Origin of the sequence: Mahella australiensis 50-1 BON (assembly GCF_000213255.1) — a bacterium.
In the GTDB taxonomy this organism is placed as follows: Bacteria; Bacillota; Clostridia; order Mahellales; family Mahellaceae; genus Mahella; species Mahella australiensis.
On the sequence record NC_015520.1, the window covers coordinates 1,281,043 to 1,296,766 of the forward strand.

17 protein-coding genes, 1 pseudogene and 1 riboswitch are annotated in these 15,724 nt (G+C 47.0%); all 18 genes and pseudogenes read left to right on the forward strand.

Going from position 1 to position 15,724, the window contains the following annotated elements; all coding sequences use genetic code 11:
- Positions 1-99: 99 nt before the first annotated feature.
- A riboswitch (cobalamin riboswitch) is annotated at positions 100-278 on the forward strand.
- A 119-nt stretch (positions 279-397) separates the two neighbouring features.
- The 18 genes and pseudogenes from MAHAU_RS06100 (at position 398) to MAHAU_RS06185 (ending at position 15,722) form a co-directional block, all read left to right on the forward strand.
- Entirely contained in the window at positions 398-1,774 is a 1,377-nt protein-coding gene (locus MAHAU_RS06100; RefSeq protein WP_013780849.1) for a cobyrinic acid a,c-diamide synthase CobB, read from the forward strand.
- A complete protein-coding gene (locus tag MAHAU_RS06105) occupies positions 1,771-2,187 on the forward strand; it encodes a sirohydrochlorin chelatase (RefSeq protein WP_013780850.1) in 417 nt (138 codons plus the stop codon). Before MAHAU_RS06100 ends, MAHAU_RS06105 begins: the two co-directional genes overlap by 4 nt.
- Positions 2,165-2,809, forward strand: a complete 645-nt coding sequence (locus MAHAU_RS06110; RefSeq protein ID WP_013780851.1) for a precorrin-8X methylmutase — start codon at positions 2,165-2,167, stop codon at positions 2,807-2,809. The genes MAHAU_RS06105 and MAHAU_RS06110 overlap by 23 nt, the downstream gene beginning before the upstream one ends.
- On the forward strand, positions 2,800-3,447 hold the full coding sequence (locus tag MAHAU_RS06115; RefSeq protein ID WP_013780852.1) for an energy-coupling factor ABC transporter permease: 648 nt from the start codon (positions 2,800-2,802) through the stop codon (positions 3,445-3,447). Before MAHAU_RS06110 ends, MAHAU_RS06115 begins: the two co-directional genes overlap by 10 nt.
- Before the next feature lies 1 nt (position 3,448).
- Entirely contained in the window at positions 3,449-4,060 is a 612-nt protein-coding gene (locus MAHAU_RS06120; RefSeq protein ID WP_013780853.1) for an energy-coupling factor transporter transmembrane component T family protein, read from the forward strand.
- Positions 4,053-4,889, forward strand: coding sequence for an energy-coupling factor ABC transporter ATP-binding protein (locus tag MAHAU_RS06125; RefSeq protein WP_013780854.1), 837 nt, complete (start codon positions 4,053-4,055; stop codon positions 4,887-4,889). The genes MAHAU_RS06120 and MAHAU_RS06125 overlap by 8 nt, the downstream gene beginning before the upstream one ends.
- 2 nt (positions 4,890-4,891) lie before the next feature.
- Positions 4,892-6,010: pseudogene (gene cbiD / locus MAHAU_RS06130) on the forward strand (cobalt-precorrin-5B (C(1))-methyltransferase CbiD).
- On the forward strand, positions 6,003-6,626 hold the full coding sequence (gene cbiE / locus MAHAU_RS06135) for a precorrin-6y C5,15-methyltransferase (decarboxylating) subunit CbiE (protein ID WP_013780855.1): 624 nt from the start codon (positions 6,003-6,005) through the stop codon (positions 6,624-6,626). The pseudogene cbiD and the gene cbiE overlap by 8 nt, the downstream one beginning before the upstream one ends.
- Complete coding sequence (gene cbiT, locus MAHAU_RS06140) at positions 6,623-7,231, forward strand: precorrin-6Y C5,15-methyltransferase (decarboxylating) subunit CbiT (protein WP_013780856.1); 609 nt, start codon at positions 6,623-6,625, stop codon at positions 7,229-7,231. The genes cbiE and cbiT overlap by 4 nt, the downstream gene beginning before the upstream one ends.
- Positions 7,221-7,916: a precorrin-2 C(20)-methyltransferase gene (cobI, locus tag MAHAU_RS06145; protein ID WP_013780857.1), complete on the forward strand. Its 696-nt coding sequence runs from the start codon at positions 7,221-7,223 to the stop codon at positions 7,914-7,916. The genes cbiT and cobI overlap by 11 nt, the downstream gene beginning before the upstream one ends.
- A 2-nt stretch (positions 7,917-7,918) precedes the next feature.
- Positions 7,919-8,677, forward strand: a complete 759-nt coding sequence (cobM, locus tag MAHAU_RS06150) for a precorrin-4 C(11)-methyltransferase (RefSeq protein WP_013780858.1) — start codon at positions 7,919-7,921, stop codon at positions 8,675-8,677.
- Positions 8,674-9,711 (forward strand): cobalt-precorrin 5A hydrolase, encoded by a 1,038-nt coding sequence (locus MAHAU_RS06155; protein WP_013780859.1) that lies wholly within the window; start codon positions 8,674-8,676, stop codon positions 9,709-9,711. The genes cobM and MAHAU_RS06155 overlap by 4 nt, the downstream gene beginning before the upstream one ends.
- The gene (gene cobJ / locus MAHAU_RS06160; protein ID WP_013780860.1) at positions 9,708-10,445 is read left to right on the forward strand and encodes a precorrin-3B C(17)-methyltransferase; all 738 of its coding nucleotides are present in this window, start codon (positions 9,708-9,710) and stop codon (positions 10,443-10,445) included. Before MAHAU_RS06155 ends, cobJ begins: the two co-directional genes overlap by 4 nt.
- A gap of 17 nt (positions 10,446-10,462) precedes the next feature.
- A complete protein-coding gene (hemA, locus tag MAHAU_RS06165) occupies positions 10,463-11,731 on the forward strand; it encodes a glutamyl-tRNA reductase (protein WP_041643907.1) in 1,269 nt (422 codons plus the stop codon).
- A complete protein-coding gene (gene hemC, locus MAHAU_RS06170; protein WP_013780862.1) occupies positions 11,724-12,602 on the forward strand; it encodes a hydroxymethylbilane synthase in 879 nt (292 codons plus the stop codon). Before hemA ends, hemC begins: the two co-directional genes overlap by 8 nt.
- 3 nt (positions 12,603-12,605) lie before the next feature.
- Positions 12,606-14,132, forward strand: coding sequence for a uroporphyrinogen-III C-methyltransferase (gene cobA, locus MAHAU_RS06175; RefSeq protein WP_013780863.1), 1,527 nt, complete (start codon positions 12,606-12,608; stop codon positions 14,130-14,132).
- On the forward strand, positions 14,116-15,093 hold the full coding sequence (gene hemB, locus MAHAU_RS06180) for a porphobilinogen synthase (protein ID WP_013780864.1): 978 nt from the start codon (positions 14,116-14,118) through the stop codon (positions 15,091-15,093). The genes cobA and hemB overlap by 17 nt, the downstream gene beginning before the upstream one ends.
- Positions 15,072-15,722, forward strand: coding sequence for a precorrin-2 dehydrogenase/sirohydrochlorin ferrochelatase family protein (locus tag MAHAU_RS06185; protein ID WP_013780865.1), 651 nt, complete (start codon positions 15,072-15,074; stop codon positions 15,720-15,722). The genes hemB and MAHAU_RS06185 overlap by 22 nt, the downstream gene beginning before the upstream one ends.
- Positions 15,723-15,724 lie beyond the last annotated feature (2 nt).

Below are 15,724 nucleotides of genomic sequence, written 5' to 3' on the forward strand. Positions count from 1 at the left end.
TCTTACCGAGATATAACATTATGCAAGTACGCTGCATAAATGACAAGATATTTATAGCGCACAGCTCTTGATATGGAGTATAATACAAAAAATTGAATAGTTGAACTTTACGATATAGGTGCTTTATAGCTTTGCCTATAAGTTAAAAGGGAAGTCGGGTGCAAATCCCGCGCGGTCCCGCCACTGTAAGGGGAGCGATGACGTGTCACTGGGAAACTGGGAAGACAAAAATCGCTATGAACCTGAGCCAGGAAACCTGCCTATGTCGGTGTGCTAACTCTACGGTCGATGGAGGAAGAGCCATGAAATATATGAATGCAGTATTATTGCAACACATAAGGCCTCTTAATCGTACAGGGTTAAGAGGCCTTTAAATTTTAAAATGAAGGGTGATAGTATGGCCTGCGGCATGGTGATAGCCGGCACAAATAGCGGAGCAGGAAAAACTACTGCAAGCTTGGGGATTATGAGAGCTTTATCGGAAATGTATAAAATAATTCCATTTAAAATCGGTCCCGATTATATAGACGCGGCATATCATAGATGGGCTTGTGGGAATTTCTCATATAACTTGGATGTACATATGATAGGTGAAGATGGTGTAAAGTGCCTTTATGGACAAAAAGCCCCTTTAGGCGATGTAGCTGTGGTGGAAGGTGTGATGGGCATGTATGACGGTATGGATGACAGCTCTTATGGTAGCACGGCATACATATCTAAGCTGTTAAACTTGCCTGTGATACTGGTATTGGATGCGAGCTCTATGGCGGCTAGCGCCTCTGCAATGGTCATGGGATACAGGGACTATGATCGGGATGTGAAATTAGCAGGCGTAATATTAAATAGGGTGGGAAGTCACAAACATTATGAGTCGCTGAAACGGTGCATTGAAAGGGATATAGGCATATCGGTACTGGGCTATTTGCCGAATGATCCATCTGTTATGATTCCCGAACGCCATCTCGGTTTAGTGCCGGCTTTTGAGAACAGTGAGTTAGACGAGCATTTGTCGCGTTTGAGCCAATGTATAAAGGATTATGTGGATTTGAACGCTATCATAGATATTGCAGATATGAGTTGGGATAAGCAGGAAGGCAACAGGCATGTTAGGGCAACAGATTATCCTTTGGTCAAGATAGGTGTAGCGTGGGATGAGGCATTTAATTTTTACTATAAGGCTGGATTGGAGACATTTGAAGAAATGGGAGCCAGGATGGTACCGGTGAGCCTTTTACACGATAAAGCACTACCCGGCGATATAGACGGCCTATACATAGGCGGGGGCTTTCCTGAAATTTTCGCGGCAAAATTGAGCCAAAATACATCGATGCTGCGCTCGGTCAGGGATGCTATAGAGGATGGCCTTGCAGTTTACGCGGAGTGTGGCGGGCTCATGTATCTTTGCCGGTCTCTGACGGATTTAAGCGGCCAACGGTTTCCCATGGTGGGCATATACGATGTGGAAGCCGTTATGACCAAAGGCCTTAAACATTTTGGGTATGTAGAAGCAGAGGTATTAACCGACAATATACTATCTGAAGCGGGAAATGTACTCAAAGGCCATGAATTCCATCATTCTGAGATAAAAGGTACATTGCCCAACGCATGTTACAGCGTGAAAAAAACAAAAGGCGACAGCGATAAGTCATGGCCATGCGGCTATGTATATAAGAATTGTTTAGCCACCTATGTGCACATAGATTTCTTTGCTCATCCGGAATTGGCACGCCACTTTATAACGCAAAATTTAAGTTCGAGAGGTAAAAGTGTATGAACAGCATGACTTCAGATAAGACAGACGGCATATTGATTTTGGCCCACGGTAGCCGAGCCAGCGAAGCATCGTACGTACTACAGTCCATAACGGACAAGGTAAAGTCGAAATGGTCTTATTGCCCTGTATATACCGCTTCATTGCAATTTGAGCATCCTGATATAGAAGAGGCAGTGAACGCTATGGTAGGGAAAGGCATAAAGCGCATAGTGCTGGTACCGCTGTTTCTTTTCCCAGGAAATCATATGCAAATAGATATACCTACTTTGATAGATAGAATGAAAAAACATTACCCGAATACTGAAATTGTATTGAGCGGTTACATAGGCAATGATGACAGAATAGCCGATATCGTCATAGACAAAGCTTTGGAAGGAGTAGCACGTTTAAATGGCGCACATAACAGACCCTAAGGTAATTGAAAACACCAGTATGGATATAATAGACGGGCTCTTGGCATACAAGCGATGGGACGATAAATTTTATCCTATAGTAAAAAGGGTGGTGCATACCACTGCCGACCCTGTTTTTGCAGAGCTGTTAGAGGCTAGCCGAGATGCTGTGGATGCCGGTATAGAGGCATTAAAAAAAGGATGCGTTATAATAACCGACACGCGCATGGCTCAAGCTGGCATAAATAAGAAGCGGCTGCAAAAATTGAATTGTGAAGTCCGATGCGGCATAGACGATCCCTCTATAGAGATGATGGCTATGCATGAGAGCATGACCAGAGCGGCCGCTGCCATAAGAACCCAATCTGCATTGGCACCACGGGCTATATTTGCTATAGGGAATGCGCCTACCGCGCTCTATGAGCTGGGTGAACTTATAGAAGGTGGCAAGATCCAGCCGTATTTGATCATAGGCGTACCGGTAGGGTTTGTGGGTGCGGCTGATTCTAAAGAATACATAAAAACTTTAGAAGCGCCGTTTATCGTAATCAATGGGCCTAAGGGCGGCAGCAATATAGCGGCGGGTATAGTAAATGCGCTGCTCATAGAGGCTTCGAAAGGAGGTGAGGTTTTATGCATTTAGCCGATGGTACATTACCTGCAGGATGGTGTATCGCATACGGCGTTTTAGCCGTAAGTGGTGTCGCTATTAGCGGCAGAAGCTATAAAAAGTCATTGCAAGACAAACCGGAAATCAAACCGATGGTAGCTATAATGGCTGCCGCGACGTTCGTTATGACGGCAATAGAATTGCCCATACCTGTTACGGGTAGTACGTCCCATCCTGCTGCCACGCCGTTAGTTTCATTGCTAATCGGGCCTAAACTTACTATAATAGTCAGCACTGTGGTTTTGCTGTTGCAAGCATTACTTCTTGGCGAGGGTGGCATAACAACCCTGGGCGCAAATATCGTTACAATGGGTATTATCGGCGCTTTTACAGCCTTTGTTGTATATTATACAATGCTAAAGCTAAAGGCCAATATAGGCGTAGCGGCCGGGTTAGCTGGCTTTATAGGAGATATGGCGGTTTATGTAGGTGTTTCTCTGCAGTTGTCTTTGGCTCTGGGAATGCATGATATAGGCAAGCATATTATGGCTTTTTTAGCGCTTTACATGCCTACGCAGTTGCCTATAGCATTGCTTGAGGGACTATTTACAGGTGGCGTCGTTTTATTTATATACGGTCGCAGACCGGATCTGCTCTTTACTGGAGAATGAAATGAAGGATGAGCTATATATTATTTTATCAATGCTAATGATAATTTTGATCGTTATTATAAACAAACCTGCTTTTGCTATTGCCGCTTTAATACTATCGATCGCATTGCATATTTTATACCGTATGCCGTTGAAAAGGCTGTTGATGCGATGGACGCTGGCTTTATTGTTAGGATTTAGTATCGTTATGGCACATACGTTCATGTATGGGCAAGTGGTTCTTCATACATGGCATATTGGTGCGATGACATTGACGATGTATGCAGATGGTTTGACGAATGGATTGCGTATGCTGCTGAATATTCTAGTATGCGTATATGTCATGGCGCTTATGACATATCGTGTCCGAATAGAACGTTTGACAAGCATAATTGGAAGCCTTGCGATATTGAAGCCGTTTGTTGAGATAACGTCTATGACCTACCGTTACATAAGCATGCTGTATGAGCAACTGTTGACTATCTATCGCGCTCAACGCATGCGCCTGGGTTATATAAATTGGAAGAAAGGTATTAGATCAGCAGGATATTTGGGTGGTATGGTCATCATTCGTGCCTTTGACAGGAGTACGGAAGTGTACAAGGCTATGAAAGCGAGAGGTTATAATGACTGATTCAGATATAATGATTGAGGATTTATGTTTTCAATATCCGGGAGGACATGTTGCTTTAGAACATATCAATATGTATGTAAAATGCGGGAGTATATCTGCTCTTTTAGGCGCAAACGGCAGTGGCAAGAGCACATTGCTTCAATGCATGGCAGGACTTTTGAGGCCACAGCATGGCAAAATATATATTCAAGGCAAGCCTATTGCAAGTTATAAGAAAGAACTTTATAAAAAGGTAGGGATGATATTTCAAAATCCGGATGATCAACTTTTTGAGCCCACAGTTTCCGATGATATTGCCTATGGTCTGATTAATTTAGGGTTTAATACCTTTGAAATACATCAAGCGATAGATCACATAGCCGCTCGCCTCAATATCGGGGATATGCTCGATAAATCGATAGGTAGTCTAAGTTGCGGGGAGAAGAAAAAGGTAGCTATGGCAGGCGTGCTAGTTATGCAACCTGATATATTGCTGCTCGATGAACCGACTTCAGGCTTGGACCCGCTATCTGCTTACGAACTTATGCAGCTTGTAAAAGATATATCTATAAGTACTGGTGTGTCGGTTATAGTAGCCACTCATGATGTCGATATGGTACCTGTATTCTGCGATTATGTCTTTGTCCTTCAAGCAGGGCACCTTTGTTTAAGCGGTTCTCCTGAGGAGGTTTTTATGTGCAAAAAAGCCGTGAGGGATGCTAGATTGAGATTGCCCCGCATAGAGCATCTTGTGGAGATACTACACAGAGACGGCATGAACATCGATACAACCTGTTTTACCATAGGGCAGGCGCGACGCCAATTACTGAAATTGGTAGGCAAAAAATAATGTTGGATAGATATGTCATTAAAGGTGGCAAACGCCTGCGATATGGTTATACTACCGGTTCATGCGCTGCCGCTGCAGCTAAAGCTGCCGTCATAATGCTGTTCAGCGGCAAATGCGTTGATGCCATGGATATAGACACGCCAAAGGGTTGGCGATTGCATTTGGATATAGAAGATGCATTATTGGGTGATGGCTTTGCATCATGTGCCGTGCGCAAGGATGGCGGGGACGATCCTGATGTGACTGACGGGCTATTGATATACGCATATGCGCAGCATATACCTCAGTCGATTATAGATGTAGAAGGTGGCGATGGCGTAGGTTTAGTAACCAAACCGGGTTTGCAGGTACCTCCAGGTCGAGCAGCCATAAATCCTGTGCCTATGTCCATGATAAGAAAAGAGGTATCTGAAGTGCTGCCGCCAAATAGGGGTGTAAAGATTACAATAAGCGTCCCTAATGGCGAAAAAGTGGCCGAGCATACATTTAATCCGCAACTTGGCATCGAAGGGGGTATATCCATATTAGGCACGACGGGTATTGTGGAGCCGATGTCTAATGAGGCATTGAAGGAATCGTTGGCTTTAAGGTTGCACATGTTGGCGGCGCAAGGTCAAGACCGGGTATGCCTTGTACCCGGAAACTATGGGAGGGATTTCGCTATCCAGCGTCTAGGCATGGACGAGCGATGGATATGACCTATAAGCGACTTTGTAGGTTATATGTTGGAGCAATGTGTCGAGTATGGGATGCGGCATGTATTAATGGTCGGTCATGCGGGTAAATTGGTCAAAATAGCAGGTGGCATATTTCAAACACATAATCGAGTGGCCGATGCGCGCATGGAGATCATAGCCGCTTATGCAGCGGCACTTGGAGCCGATGCCGCCGCTGTTAGGGATATATTAGACGCTGTTACTACCGAGGCCGCATTTTCCGTTATAGAAAGGGCGCATATCGATGGCGTATACGATAGATTGATTCAAAGGATAGGGTATCATTGCCGGCGCTATATGGGCAGTGGCGTCGAATTCGGATGCGTTATGTTTTCTATGGATAAGGGATTGCTGGCCATGGATGAGCAGGCTAAGCATATGGTGGAGGGTTTTAAGCATGTATAACGTGTATGTAATCGGCATGGGGCCCGGGCATGAGGATTATATAGTGCCGGCAGCCACGAAAGCCATTGAGCAGGCGGATGTGCTGGTTGGAGCCAAGCGCCATCTGGAGCGATTCGATAATGGCCGGAAACGCATGATAGCGCTTACGGGTGATCTATCAGCGGTGGTAAATGAGATAGAGCGCTGCAGACAATATTGGAGAGTAGCCGTGCTGGTATCGGGGGATCCCGGTTTCTATAGTTTATTGGCATTCCTTCGCCGCTATTTTGACTCGGAGGAGCTTAGCGTCATACCGGGTATAAGCTCAATGCAGATGCTGGCGGCGGCGGTCGGCGATACGTGGTCCGATATGGCGGTATTCAGCGCTCATGGGCGATCGCTGGAGGGGTTGGAGCGTCTGCTCAGTCATAGCGATAAAGTGTTGGTGCTGACCGATGATGTCAATTGCCCTGCTGCTATAGCGCGTTTTATGATAGAACGCGGCATGGACAGCTTCCGCATCGCTGTAGGAGAAAATCTGTCATATGACGACCAGAGGATCAGGGTATTTGCTCCGTATGAGTTGGCCATGTGCAACGATATAAGCCCTTTGAATGTGATGGCGGTGTGGCGATGAACAACATATGGCCTTATGACGTACCCGGTATACCCGATGATATCTTTATACGCGGGGATGTGCCCATGACTAAAAGGGAAATACGCTGCCTTGCGATATCGGCCATGAGGTTGCGTAACAGCAGCATCGTATGGGATATAGGAGCCGGTACGGGGTCGGTCAGCGTCGAAGCAGCTATAATAGCCAAAAACGGCAGGGTATATGCGGTGGAAAAAGATGCGCAGGCTTTGGCTTTAATACAGCAAAATGCCGAAAGGTTCGAGCTGGACAACATAGAGGCGGTGTATGGCGAAGCTCCCGATATATTAGAAAAGCTGCCAGATCCCGATGCAGTATTCATAGGGGGCAGCGGCGGATGCATGGGCAGCATAATGAACACTTGCGGCCAACACCTACGCTCAGGTGGAACGCTGGCCATCAACTGTATTTCTTTAGAAAATGCCGCCTTGGCTATAGAGGCCATGAGAGCTTGCGGGTTTATCGGTACCGATATTATACAGGCGGCTATAAGCCGGGGCAGCATGGCCGGATGCCATACCATGTTAAAGGCCTTAAACCCGATATTTATTATAAGCGGCCGAAGGGGGGGTGAAATTGAAGGGTAGATTATATGGCGTAGGTGTAGGTCCCGGCGACCCCGAGCTGATATCCATAAAAGCGTGCCGTATATTGCAGATGGCGGACGTATTGGCAGCGCCGTCTTCATCGGTTGAGGGGACCGATATAGCGCTCGATATAGCCTCATATTATATTAAACCTTCGACCGAGATATTGCACCTCCCGTTTCCGATGACATCTGATAGAACGGTGCTGGAGCAACAATGGGACAAAAATGCTCGCTCGCTGCAGGAAAGATTGGACTTAGGCCAAAATGTGGCCTTCGTCACCATAGGTGATCCTATGATATACAGTACTTACATATATATGCTGCAACGCTTGGCACAATTGGGTTACGATATAGAAACCATACCCGGCATACCGTCGTTTTGCGCATCGGCTGCTGCAGCGCAGATGCCTCTGGGCAAGGGTGGCGATGCGATAACCATAATACCCGGTGACCCTCAAAAGGTATTGGATGCCCAATCGGGAATATCCAGCACGCTGGTATTTATGAAGCCATCGGGGCATGGACGTAAAATAGCGCGTATGCTCGCACAAGCCGGGTACCGCAATGTGACTTTGATAAGCCATGCGGGACAAAGAGGGCAAAAGATATGGCGCGATATAAGCGCTGCGGATTGGGAAGATATCGATTATATGTCGATTATTATAGCCAGGAAGGATGAGTAGTAATGATTTATTTTATAGGAGCAGGTCCCGGTGATCCCGGGCTTATGACGCTGCGGGGGCGATCCATTATAGAAAACAGCCCTATCATCATTTATGCCGGCTCACTCATAAATCCGGCGCTGCTCGAATGGGCGTTGACTGATGCAGAGGTCTATGATAGCGCGGGCATGGATTTGACGGAGATAATCGCTATAATGTCTGATGCCGATAGCTCTCATAAGGACGTGGCACGGCTGCACACCGGCGATCCGTCGATATATGGTGCCATAGCTGAGCAGATGGACTGCTTGGATAAATTGAAGATAAGCTATGAAATAGTGCCTGGTGTGTCCTCTTTTTCGGCTGCAGCCGCTGTCTTAAAAAAAGAATATACCATACCTGAGCTGTCCCAAACCGTCATATTGACCAGAGCCGCCGGGCACACGCCTGTGCCGCCGGAGCAGGGAATAAACGAGTTGGCTGCACATAAAGCGTCGCTGGCCATATTCCTCAGCGTTCATATGATCGATGAGGTGGTAGAGCAGCTTCGATCCGGCTATAAAAGCGATATACCTGTGGCGGTGGTGGAAAAGGCCACTTGGCCGGATCAGCGCATAATAACAGGTCGCCTGTCTGATATAGCCGGCAAAATAAAAGAGGCTGGCATGAATCGCACGGCGCTTATATTGGCGGGGCCGTTTTTGGAAGAAAGGCAGCAGCCGTATTCCAAGCTTTATGATAGTGGTTTTACTCACGGATACAGGAAAGGTTCTGCGGTATGAGTACAGCTATCATAGCGCTTACCGAAGATGGCTGCCGCATAGCCAGGCGCATAGCTGAGGATTTAGAGAACGCTGATTTATATATGCCTTCTAGATATGCAGTGGTTTACAGTGGCTCACACAGCATTGAATCGGAGTTGAAGGCGCTTACCGCAGAGTTATTTCGCGGATATGATGCTTTGATATTTATTACGGCAGTCGGCATAGCGGTCCGCTGTATATCGCCGTATCTAAAAGATAAATACAATGACCCGGCCGTAGTGGTTATAGACGATATGGGCAAATTTGCAATAAGCTTATTATCCGGTCACATAGGCGGTGCAAATAATTTGACCAAACAGGTGGCAAACATTATCGGTGCCTGTCCAGTTATAACGACATCTACCGATAATCGTGGCTTGTGGGCAGTAGACCTGTTTGCTGACGAACATGGTCTTAAAATAGAAAATAAAAGCGATGTCAAAACGGTTAGCGCAGCGCTTATAAACGGCGGGCGCGTGGCATGGTATACCGACGACCTAAGCATAGAGGTGCCTTTCGGCCTATACAATGTGCCCGGCATAAGCGATATAGACAAAAACTATAGCGCTGCGGTATTATGCACTATAGTTGCAGCACGGCAACTGCCGGTCCCAGCCGTGTGGCTGCGTCCAGCCGTAGTATCAGCCGGTATAGGTTGCCAACGCGGCGAAAAAAGCTGCAATATAGAAAAAGCTATATATGAAGCGTGCGGTATGGCTGGTATCAGCTTTAACGCCGTGGCCCGCATATGCTCCATAGATATAAAGGAAAATGAAAGTGGCCTAAAAGAATGCGCCTCAAATATCGGCGCTTCACTTCATTTTTACAGCGCGGAGGAAATAAAGATGGTAGAACACCTATTTTCATCATCGGCTTTTGTGAGTTCAAAGGTAGGCGTGGGCAATGTGGCTCAAAGCTGTGCCTATTTGGACAGCATGCTCGGAGAATTGTTGCTCCCTAAAACCATCATAAGCGGCATCACCGTTTCACTATATAGAAGAGGAACGCTATGAATTACGGTGATATTTATGTGGTAGGTATAGGCCCCGGCGATGAAAGTCAGCTTACGCCGGCTGCCCTTAAAGCCATAGAATATTGTGACGTCGTTGTGGGATATAAAACCTATCTGGATTTGATAGATTATTTATTGTGCGATAAAACGATAGTAGCTTCATCTATGCGCAAAGAACGGGAGCGATGTTCTCAGGCATTGGAATATGCCCTAGAAGGGGAAAATGTGGCATTGATAAGCGGTGGTGATCCCGGTATATACGGTATGGCAGGGCTTATGCTAGAAACAGTCGAACAGGGCGGATGCGATATAAACGTGCGGATAGTACCGGGTATTACGGCGGCTAATGCCGCGGCCGCTTTGTTGGGCGCCCCGTTGATGAATGATTTCGCTGTTATAAGCTTAAGCGATCTCATGACGCCGTGGGAAACCATAGAGAGGCGCGTTCGTCTCGCGGCCGAGGGCGACTTTGTCATAGCGCTTTATAATCCTGCCAGTACCAAGCGGAGGTGGCAGATAGAGACCGTTCGCCACATAGTGATGCAATATAGGACTGGCGATACGCCGGTTGGCATTGTAAGGAATGCTGTGCGCCAGGAACAGACGGTTACAATAACCAATTTGGAAGAGATGCTCAAATACAGCATAGATATGGCCTCGGTGGTGATTGTGGGCAACAGCGCCACGTATGTGCGGAACGGATACATGATAACGCCGCGGGGATATCATATATAGAAATGGTGCGATGAATTATGGAATTGATAATGATGGGATTGAGCTTTAAAACGGCCGATATGACCTTGCTGGAAAAAGCTAGTTACAATATGGACAAAGATATAAGCGGAGGCCTGCGATTTTTAAAAAATCAGGTAGGTGTAAGTGAATGCGTTATAGTGGCTACATGCAATCGGAATGAGGCCTATTGCTATGCCTCTTCATATCGTGATGGATTAAACGGATTAAAGGCGTTATTCATAGATTTTATAGGCGTGGAAACCGATGATGTTGAGAGATGTTTTTACGTAAAGACCGGTAGGGATACTATAAACCATATTGTAAATGTGGCGTGTGGCTTGGACTCGATGGTCATAGGTGAAGACCAGATATTGGGCCAGGTCAATGATGCCAGGCAACAGGCGCTCGCCGTCGGTGCGTGCGGCAAGGTTATGGATAGGCTGTTTAGGGAGGCGGTGACAGCGGGTAAAGCCATGCGCACTTCCACCGGAATATCGCATATACCCACCTCTATCAGTTATATGGCCATAAAGCATGCGGCAAAAATGCTGGGTGGTCTAAATGATAAAACAGCATTTGTCATAGGGACCGGCCAAATGGGTAAACTGACCATACGTTATCTGCTCGAAGAAGGGGCGCGCGTTTATATAACCAACCGTACCGTTCAAAAGGCTATGGATATAGCTGCTGCTATGCCGGGCGTACAAGCCGTTGAATACCCAAAGAAATATCAATATATAGCTTCATCCGACCTTTTGATCAGTGCTACAAACGCTCCTCATTATGTATTATATAAAGAAAGGCTGGAGGAATTCATAAAGCCAGGCAAACGCCTTTTGGCGTTAGATCTATCTGTACCAAGGGATATAGATCCTTCCATTGATGATATCGCTGAGATAAATTTGTTAGATATGGATCGGTTTAAGGCCATGATACAGGACAACAATAACCTGCGCCGGCAGCTTTTATCTGAGGCGACGCCGATAATAGAAGCAGCGACTGATAGGTTTGTCAAATGGTACAATGCTTTGGAAGCCGTACCTATCATAAATATGATAGATGAGTGGGCTGACGCTTTATGCGATGAAGAAATCCAAAAGATTATGCATAAACTCAGCACCGATAGGGACAGGGAAATAGCAGCCCGTGTGATGAAGCGTTTGACTGGCCGCCTTATTAGCCGGCCGATAGGCTGGGTAAAACAATGCAGCCAAAATGGCAGTATAAATCAATACAGGCGCATTATAACCGATATGTTCGGTGTGGAGGATTCATCAAATGAATAAAATAAGGGTAGGTAGCCGAGGCAGCCGTTTGGCTTTGGCCCAAACTGATGCCGTTATATCTGCGTTGCGTTCATTATATCCGGATATCGATTTCGAAAGGCAGATCGTAAAGACCGAAGGGGATCGGCTGCAGCATATACCTGTGGAACGAATAGGAGACAAGGGCATTTTCGTAAAAGATATAGAACAGGCGCTGATGGATGGCCATATAGATATGGCTGTGCACAGCATGAAAGATGTGCCGTCGCAATTGCCGGATGGCCTTATGATAGGAGCCATGCCGTGGAGGGAAGATCCGCGGGATGCGTTCATATCTTCTGATGGTCGAACGATAGAACAGCTCGGGTGCAGGGCGCGTATAGGTATCGGTAGTGCGCGCAGGTCAGCTCAGTTGAAGAACTGTTTTCCCGGTATAGACATAGTGGCCATACGCGGGAATATCGATACGCGTATAAATAAAATAAACGAGGCCGGATTAGATGGCATAGTCCTGGCTGTTGCCGGTTTGAAACGTTTAGGAGTGTCCGACGTGATAACCCAAATATTACCTGTAGATGTATGCACGCCGGCGGCTGGCCAAGGGGCTTTGGGCATTGAGATAAGGAAGAGCGATGAAAAAGCGGCGGATTTGCTGATGCCTTTAAATCACGCCCCAACGCGAGCAGCCGTAGATGCCGAGCGTATGTTCATGGCCATGATGGGCGGCGATTGCAATACGCCCATAGGCGTATATGGAGAGGTAGATGGTGTTGATATATTGTTGCGCGCGGCTGTGGAAAAAGACGGCTGTATAATGAGGCACAGCGTAAAAGGGGAGGTTGCTCAATACCAAAATGTGGTATCGAAATTAGTCGCCCTATTGGAGGAGTGAGGTATGATGGGCAAGGTATATCTTATAGGGGCGGGTCCCGGGGATGCAGGCCTTATAACCCAAAAGGCCATAGAATGCTTGAAATCGGCAGATGTAGTGATATATGACCGATTGGTAAATCAGAAACTTTTAACCTATGCGGACAAATCGGCAAGGCTCATATACGCCGGCAAACAACCCGGAAAGCATGCCATGATACAGCAAGACATAAATCGTCTGTTAGTGGATGAGGCTATGGCCGGGCATACGGTAGCTCGCTTAAAGGGAGGTGATCCCTTTGTATTCGGCAGGAGTGGTGAAGAAGCTATGGCATTACGGCGCCACGGTTTACCGTATGAAGTAGTGCCGGGTATAACATCGGCTATAGCCGTGCCAACTTATGCCGGCATACCGGTTACATATCGAGGGTTGGCATCGTCGGTGCACATTATTACCGGGCATGAGGGCGCTTCCAAACAAAAGTCCGATATCGATTGGGATGTGCTGGCTAAATTGGACGGAACGTTAATCTTTCTGATGGGCATGGAGCGCTTGAGCGATATATGTAGCCAGCTCATTCTATACGGCAAGGCTGAACGGACGCCTGCGGCCGTTATAGAACAAGGCACCACAGCACGGCAAAGGACGATTGTAGGGACATTGGCAGATATAAGTCAAAGAGCCGCACAAGAAGAAATACGCTCGCCATCTGTAATAGTAATAGGCGATGTAGTATCGCTGCGCCAGCAATTGAGGTGGTATGAGCATCTGCCTCTATGCGGTAAGGTTATAATGGTGACGCGAGCCGACGGCCAACGAGAAGATTTGGCACGAGGGTTGGAACGATTGGGGGCTCAAGTCGAGCATTTTCCGGTCATATCGATAAAGCCGCCTGATGATTATGGGCCGCTGGATGAAGCCATAGAATTCATATCACAATATAAATGGCTTATATTTACCAGTGCCAACGGTGTGGAATCTTTCTTTGACAGGCTGTTGTACCACGGCATGGATAGCCGCTACATTGCCGGAATAAAAGTGGGCGCGATAGGCAGCGGCACGTATGCTACTTTAAAACAGCATGGTGTTATAGCGGATTATATGCCGGAGAGTTTTAGTACAGATGATTTGGCGTCTGGACTGAAAGAACAGATAACACTCGGTATGCGCATATTGCTGCCGTGCTCGGACATAGCCGGCCTTAATATAAAGCAAACGTTAGAGTGTGCGGGTGCTGTAGTAGATATGGTCACAGCCTATCGCACGGTGCCCAATGCTCAACAAAGTCAGCGTTTGATAGATTTACTTGGCGATCATTATATAGATGCGATAACTTTTACGAGTTCGTCCACTGTCCATAACTTCGTAAATATATTGGGCGTGGGCAATGTATCATTGCTAGACGGCGTTAAATTGGCCTCCATAGGGCCGGTTACTTCGGCTGCTTTGCGACAATACGGGCTTAAAGTCGATATGCAGGCCGACGTTTATACTATAGATGGATTGATAGGAGCGTTAAAGGAGGATTTTTGTAATGGACATACTATATAGGCCGAGACGTTTGAGGCAAAACGATGCTATAAGGGATTTGGTGCGGGAAACCGAGCTGAACGTTCACGATCTTATATACCCAATCTTTGTCATGCATGGTATGAACACGCAAGAGGGCATACAGTCCATGCCGGGCATATATCGTTATTCTGTCGATAGGCTGATGGAAGAGTTAGAAGATATCGTAAAGCTCGGCATTCCCGGTATCCTTATATTCGGTTTGCCGGAATACAAGGACGCCGTTGGTAGCGAGGCTTATGCCGACGATGGTGTAGTGCAGGAGGCTGTAAAAGCCATAAAAAGGCGATTCCCGACATTGTTGGTCATTACCGATGTGTGTTTGTGCGAATATACAGACCATGGCCATTGCGGCATTGTAAAGGACGGCATAGTGGATAACGATGCATCGGCAGAGCTGATAGCCCGGACGGCGCTATCGCATGCGCGGGCCGGCGCCGATATAGTAGCGCCGTCGGATATGATGGATGGGCGCATAGGTGCTGTAAGAAAGGCTTTGGATCAGAATGGTTATCAGCATGTATCTATCATGGCCTACAGCGCCAAATATGCATCGGCTTTTTATGGGCCATTTCGCGAAGCGGCCCAATCGGCGCCGCAATTCGGCGACAGGCGCTCGTACCAGATGGACCCTGCCAATGCCAGAGAAGCGCTGCGCGAGGTAAAATTGGACATTCAAGAAGGGGCCGATATAGTCATGGTCAAACCAGCATTAAGCTATTTGGATGTTATACATGCCGTAAGGCAGCGCTTTGATGTACCGTTGGCGGCGTACAATGTTAGCGGCGAATATGCCATGATAAGGGCTGCCTCAGCTAATGGCTGGATGGATGAGCATAATGCGGCATTGGAGGCATTGACTTCCATAAAGCGTGCAGGCGCGGATATAATCATAACTTATTTCGCAAAGGATGCGGCCAAATGGCTCGATACTATTCTGTAATACTGGATTTGGAGCATTGCCCTTGCCTGGTGGTAGGAGGGGGCAGCATAGCTCAACGCAAGATCGAGGGCATGATGCAATGCGGCGCTGATGTAACGATGATAGGTCCATCGTGTACGCCACGCCTTGAAGCCATGGCCGCTGAAGGCAGTATATATTGGCTGTCATGCTGCTATCGGACAGGCATGGCAAGGGACTTTGCCTTTGTATGCGCCGCCAGCGACGATGCGGAGGTAAATGAGCAGGTGGCCATTGATTGCCGTCGAGATAATATACCGGTCAATGTGGTGGATAATACCGAGCTATCCTCCGCTATAATACCTGCCGTATTACGTCGAGCAGACGTTATTGTATCGGTGTCCACGAGCGGTTGCAGCCCTGCATTGGCCGCGGCAATACGCGATAAAATAGCCGATGTGATAGGGCCGGCATACGGCATATATAACGATATGCTCGGTGAAATAAGAAAGCATATCCTGGCAGAAATAGATGATCCAGAAAAACGCCGTTATATACTAAGAAATATAGTAAACCAAAGATATGTCGATATGATAAAAGCCGGATACGATGTAACGCCGGAGTTGATTTTGGATGAAATTTTATCTAATTGGAAAGAAAGGGATGTTTAATA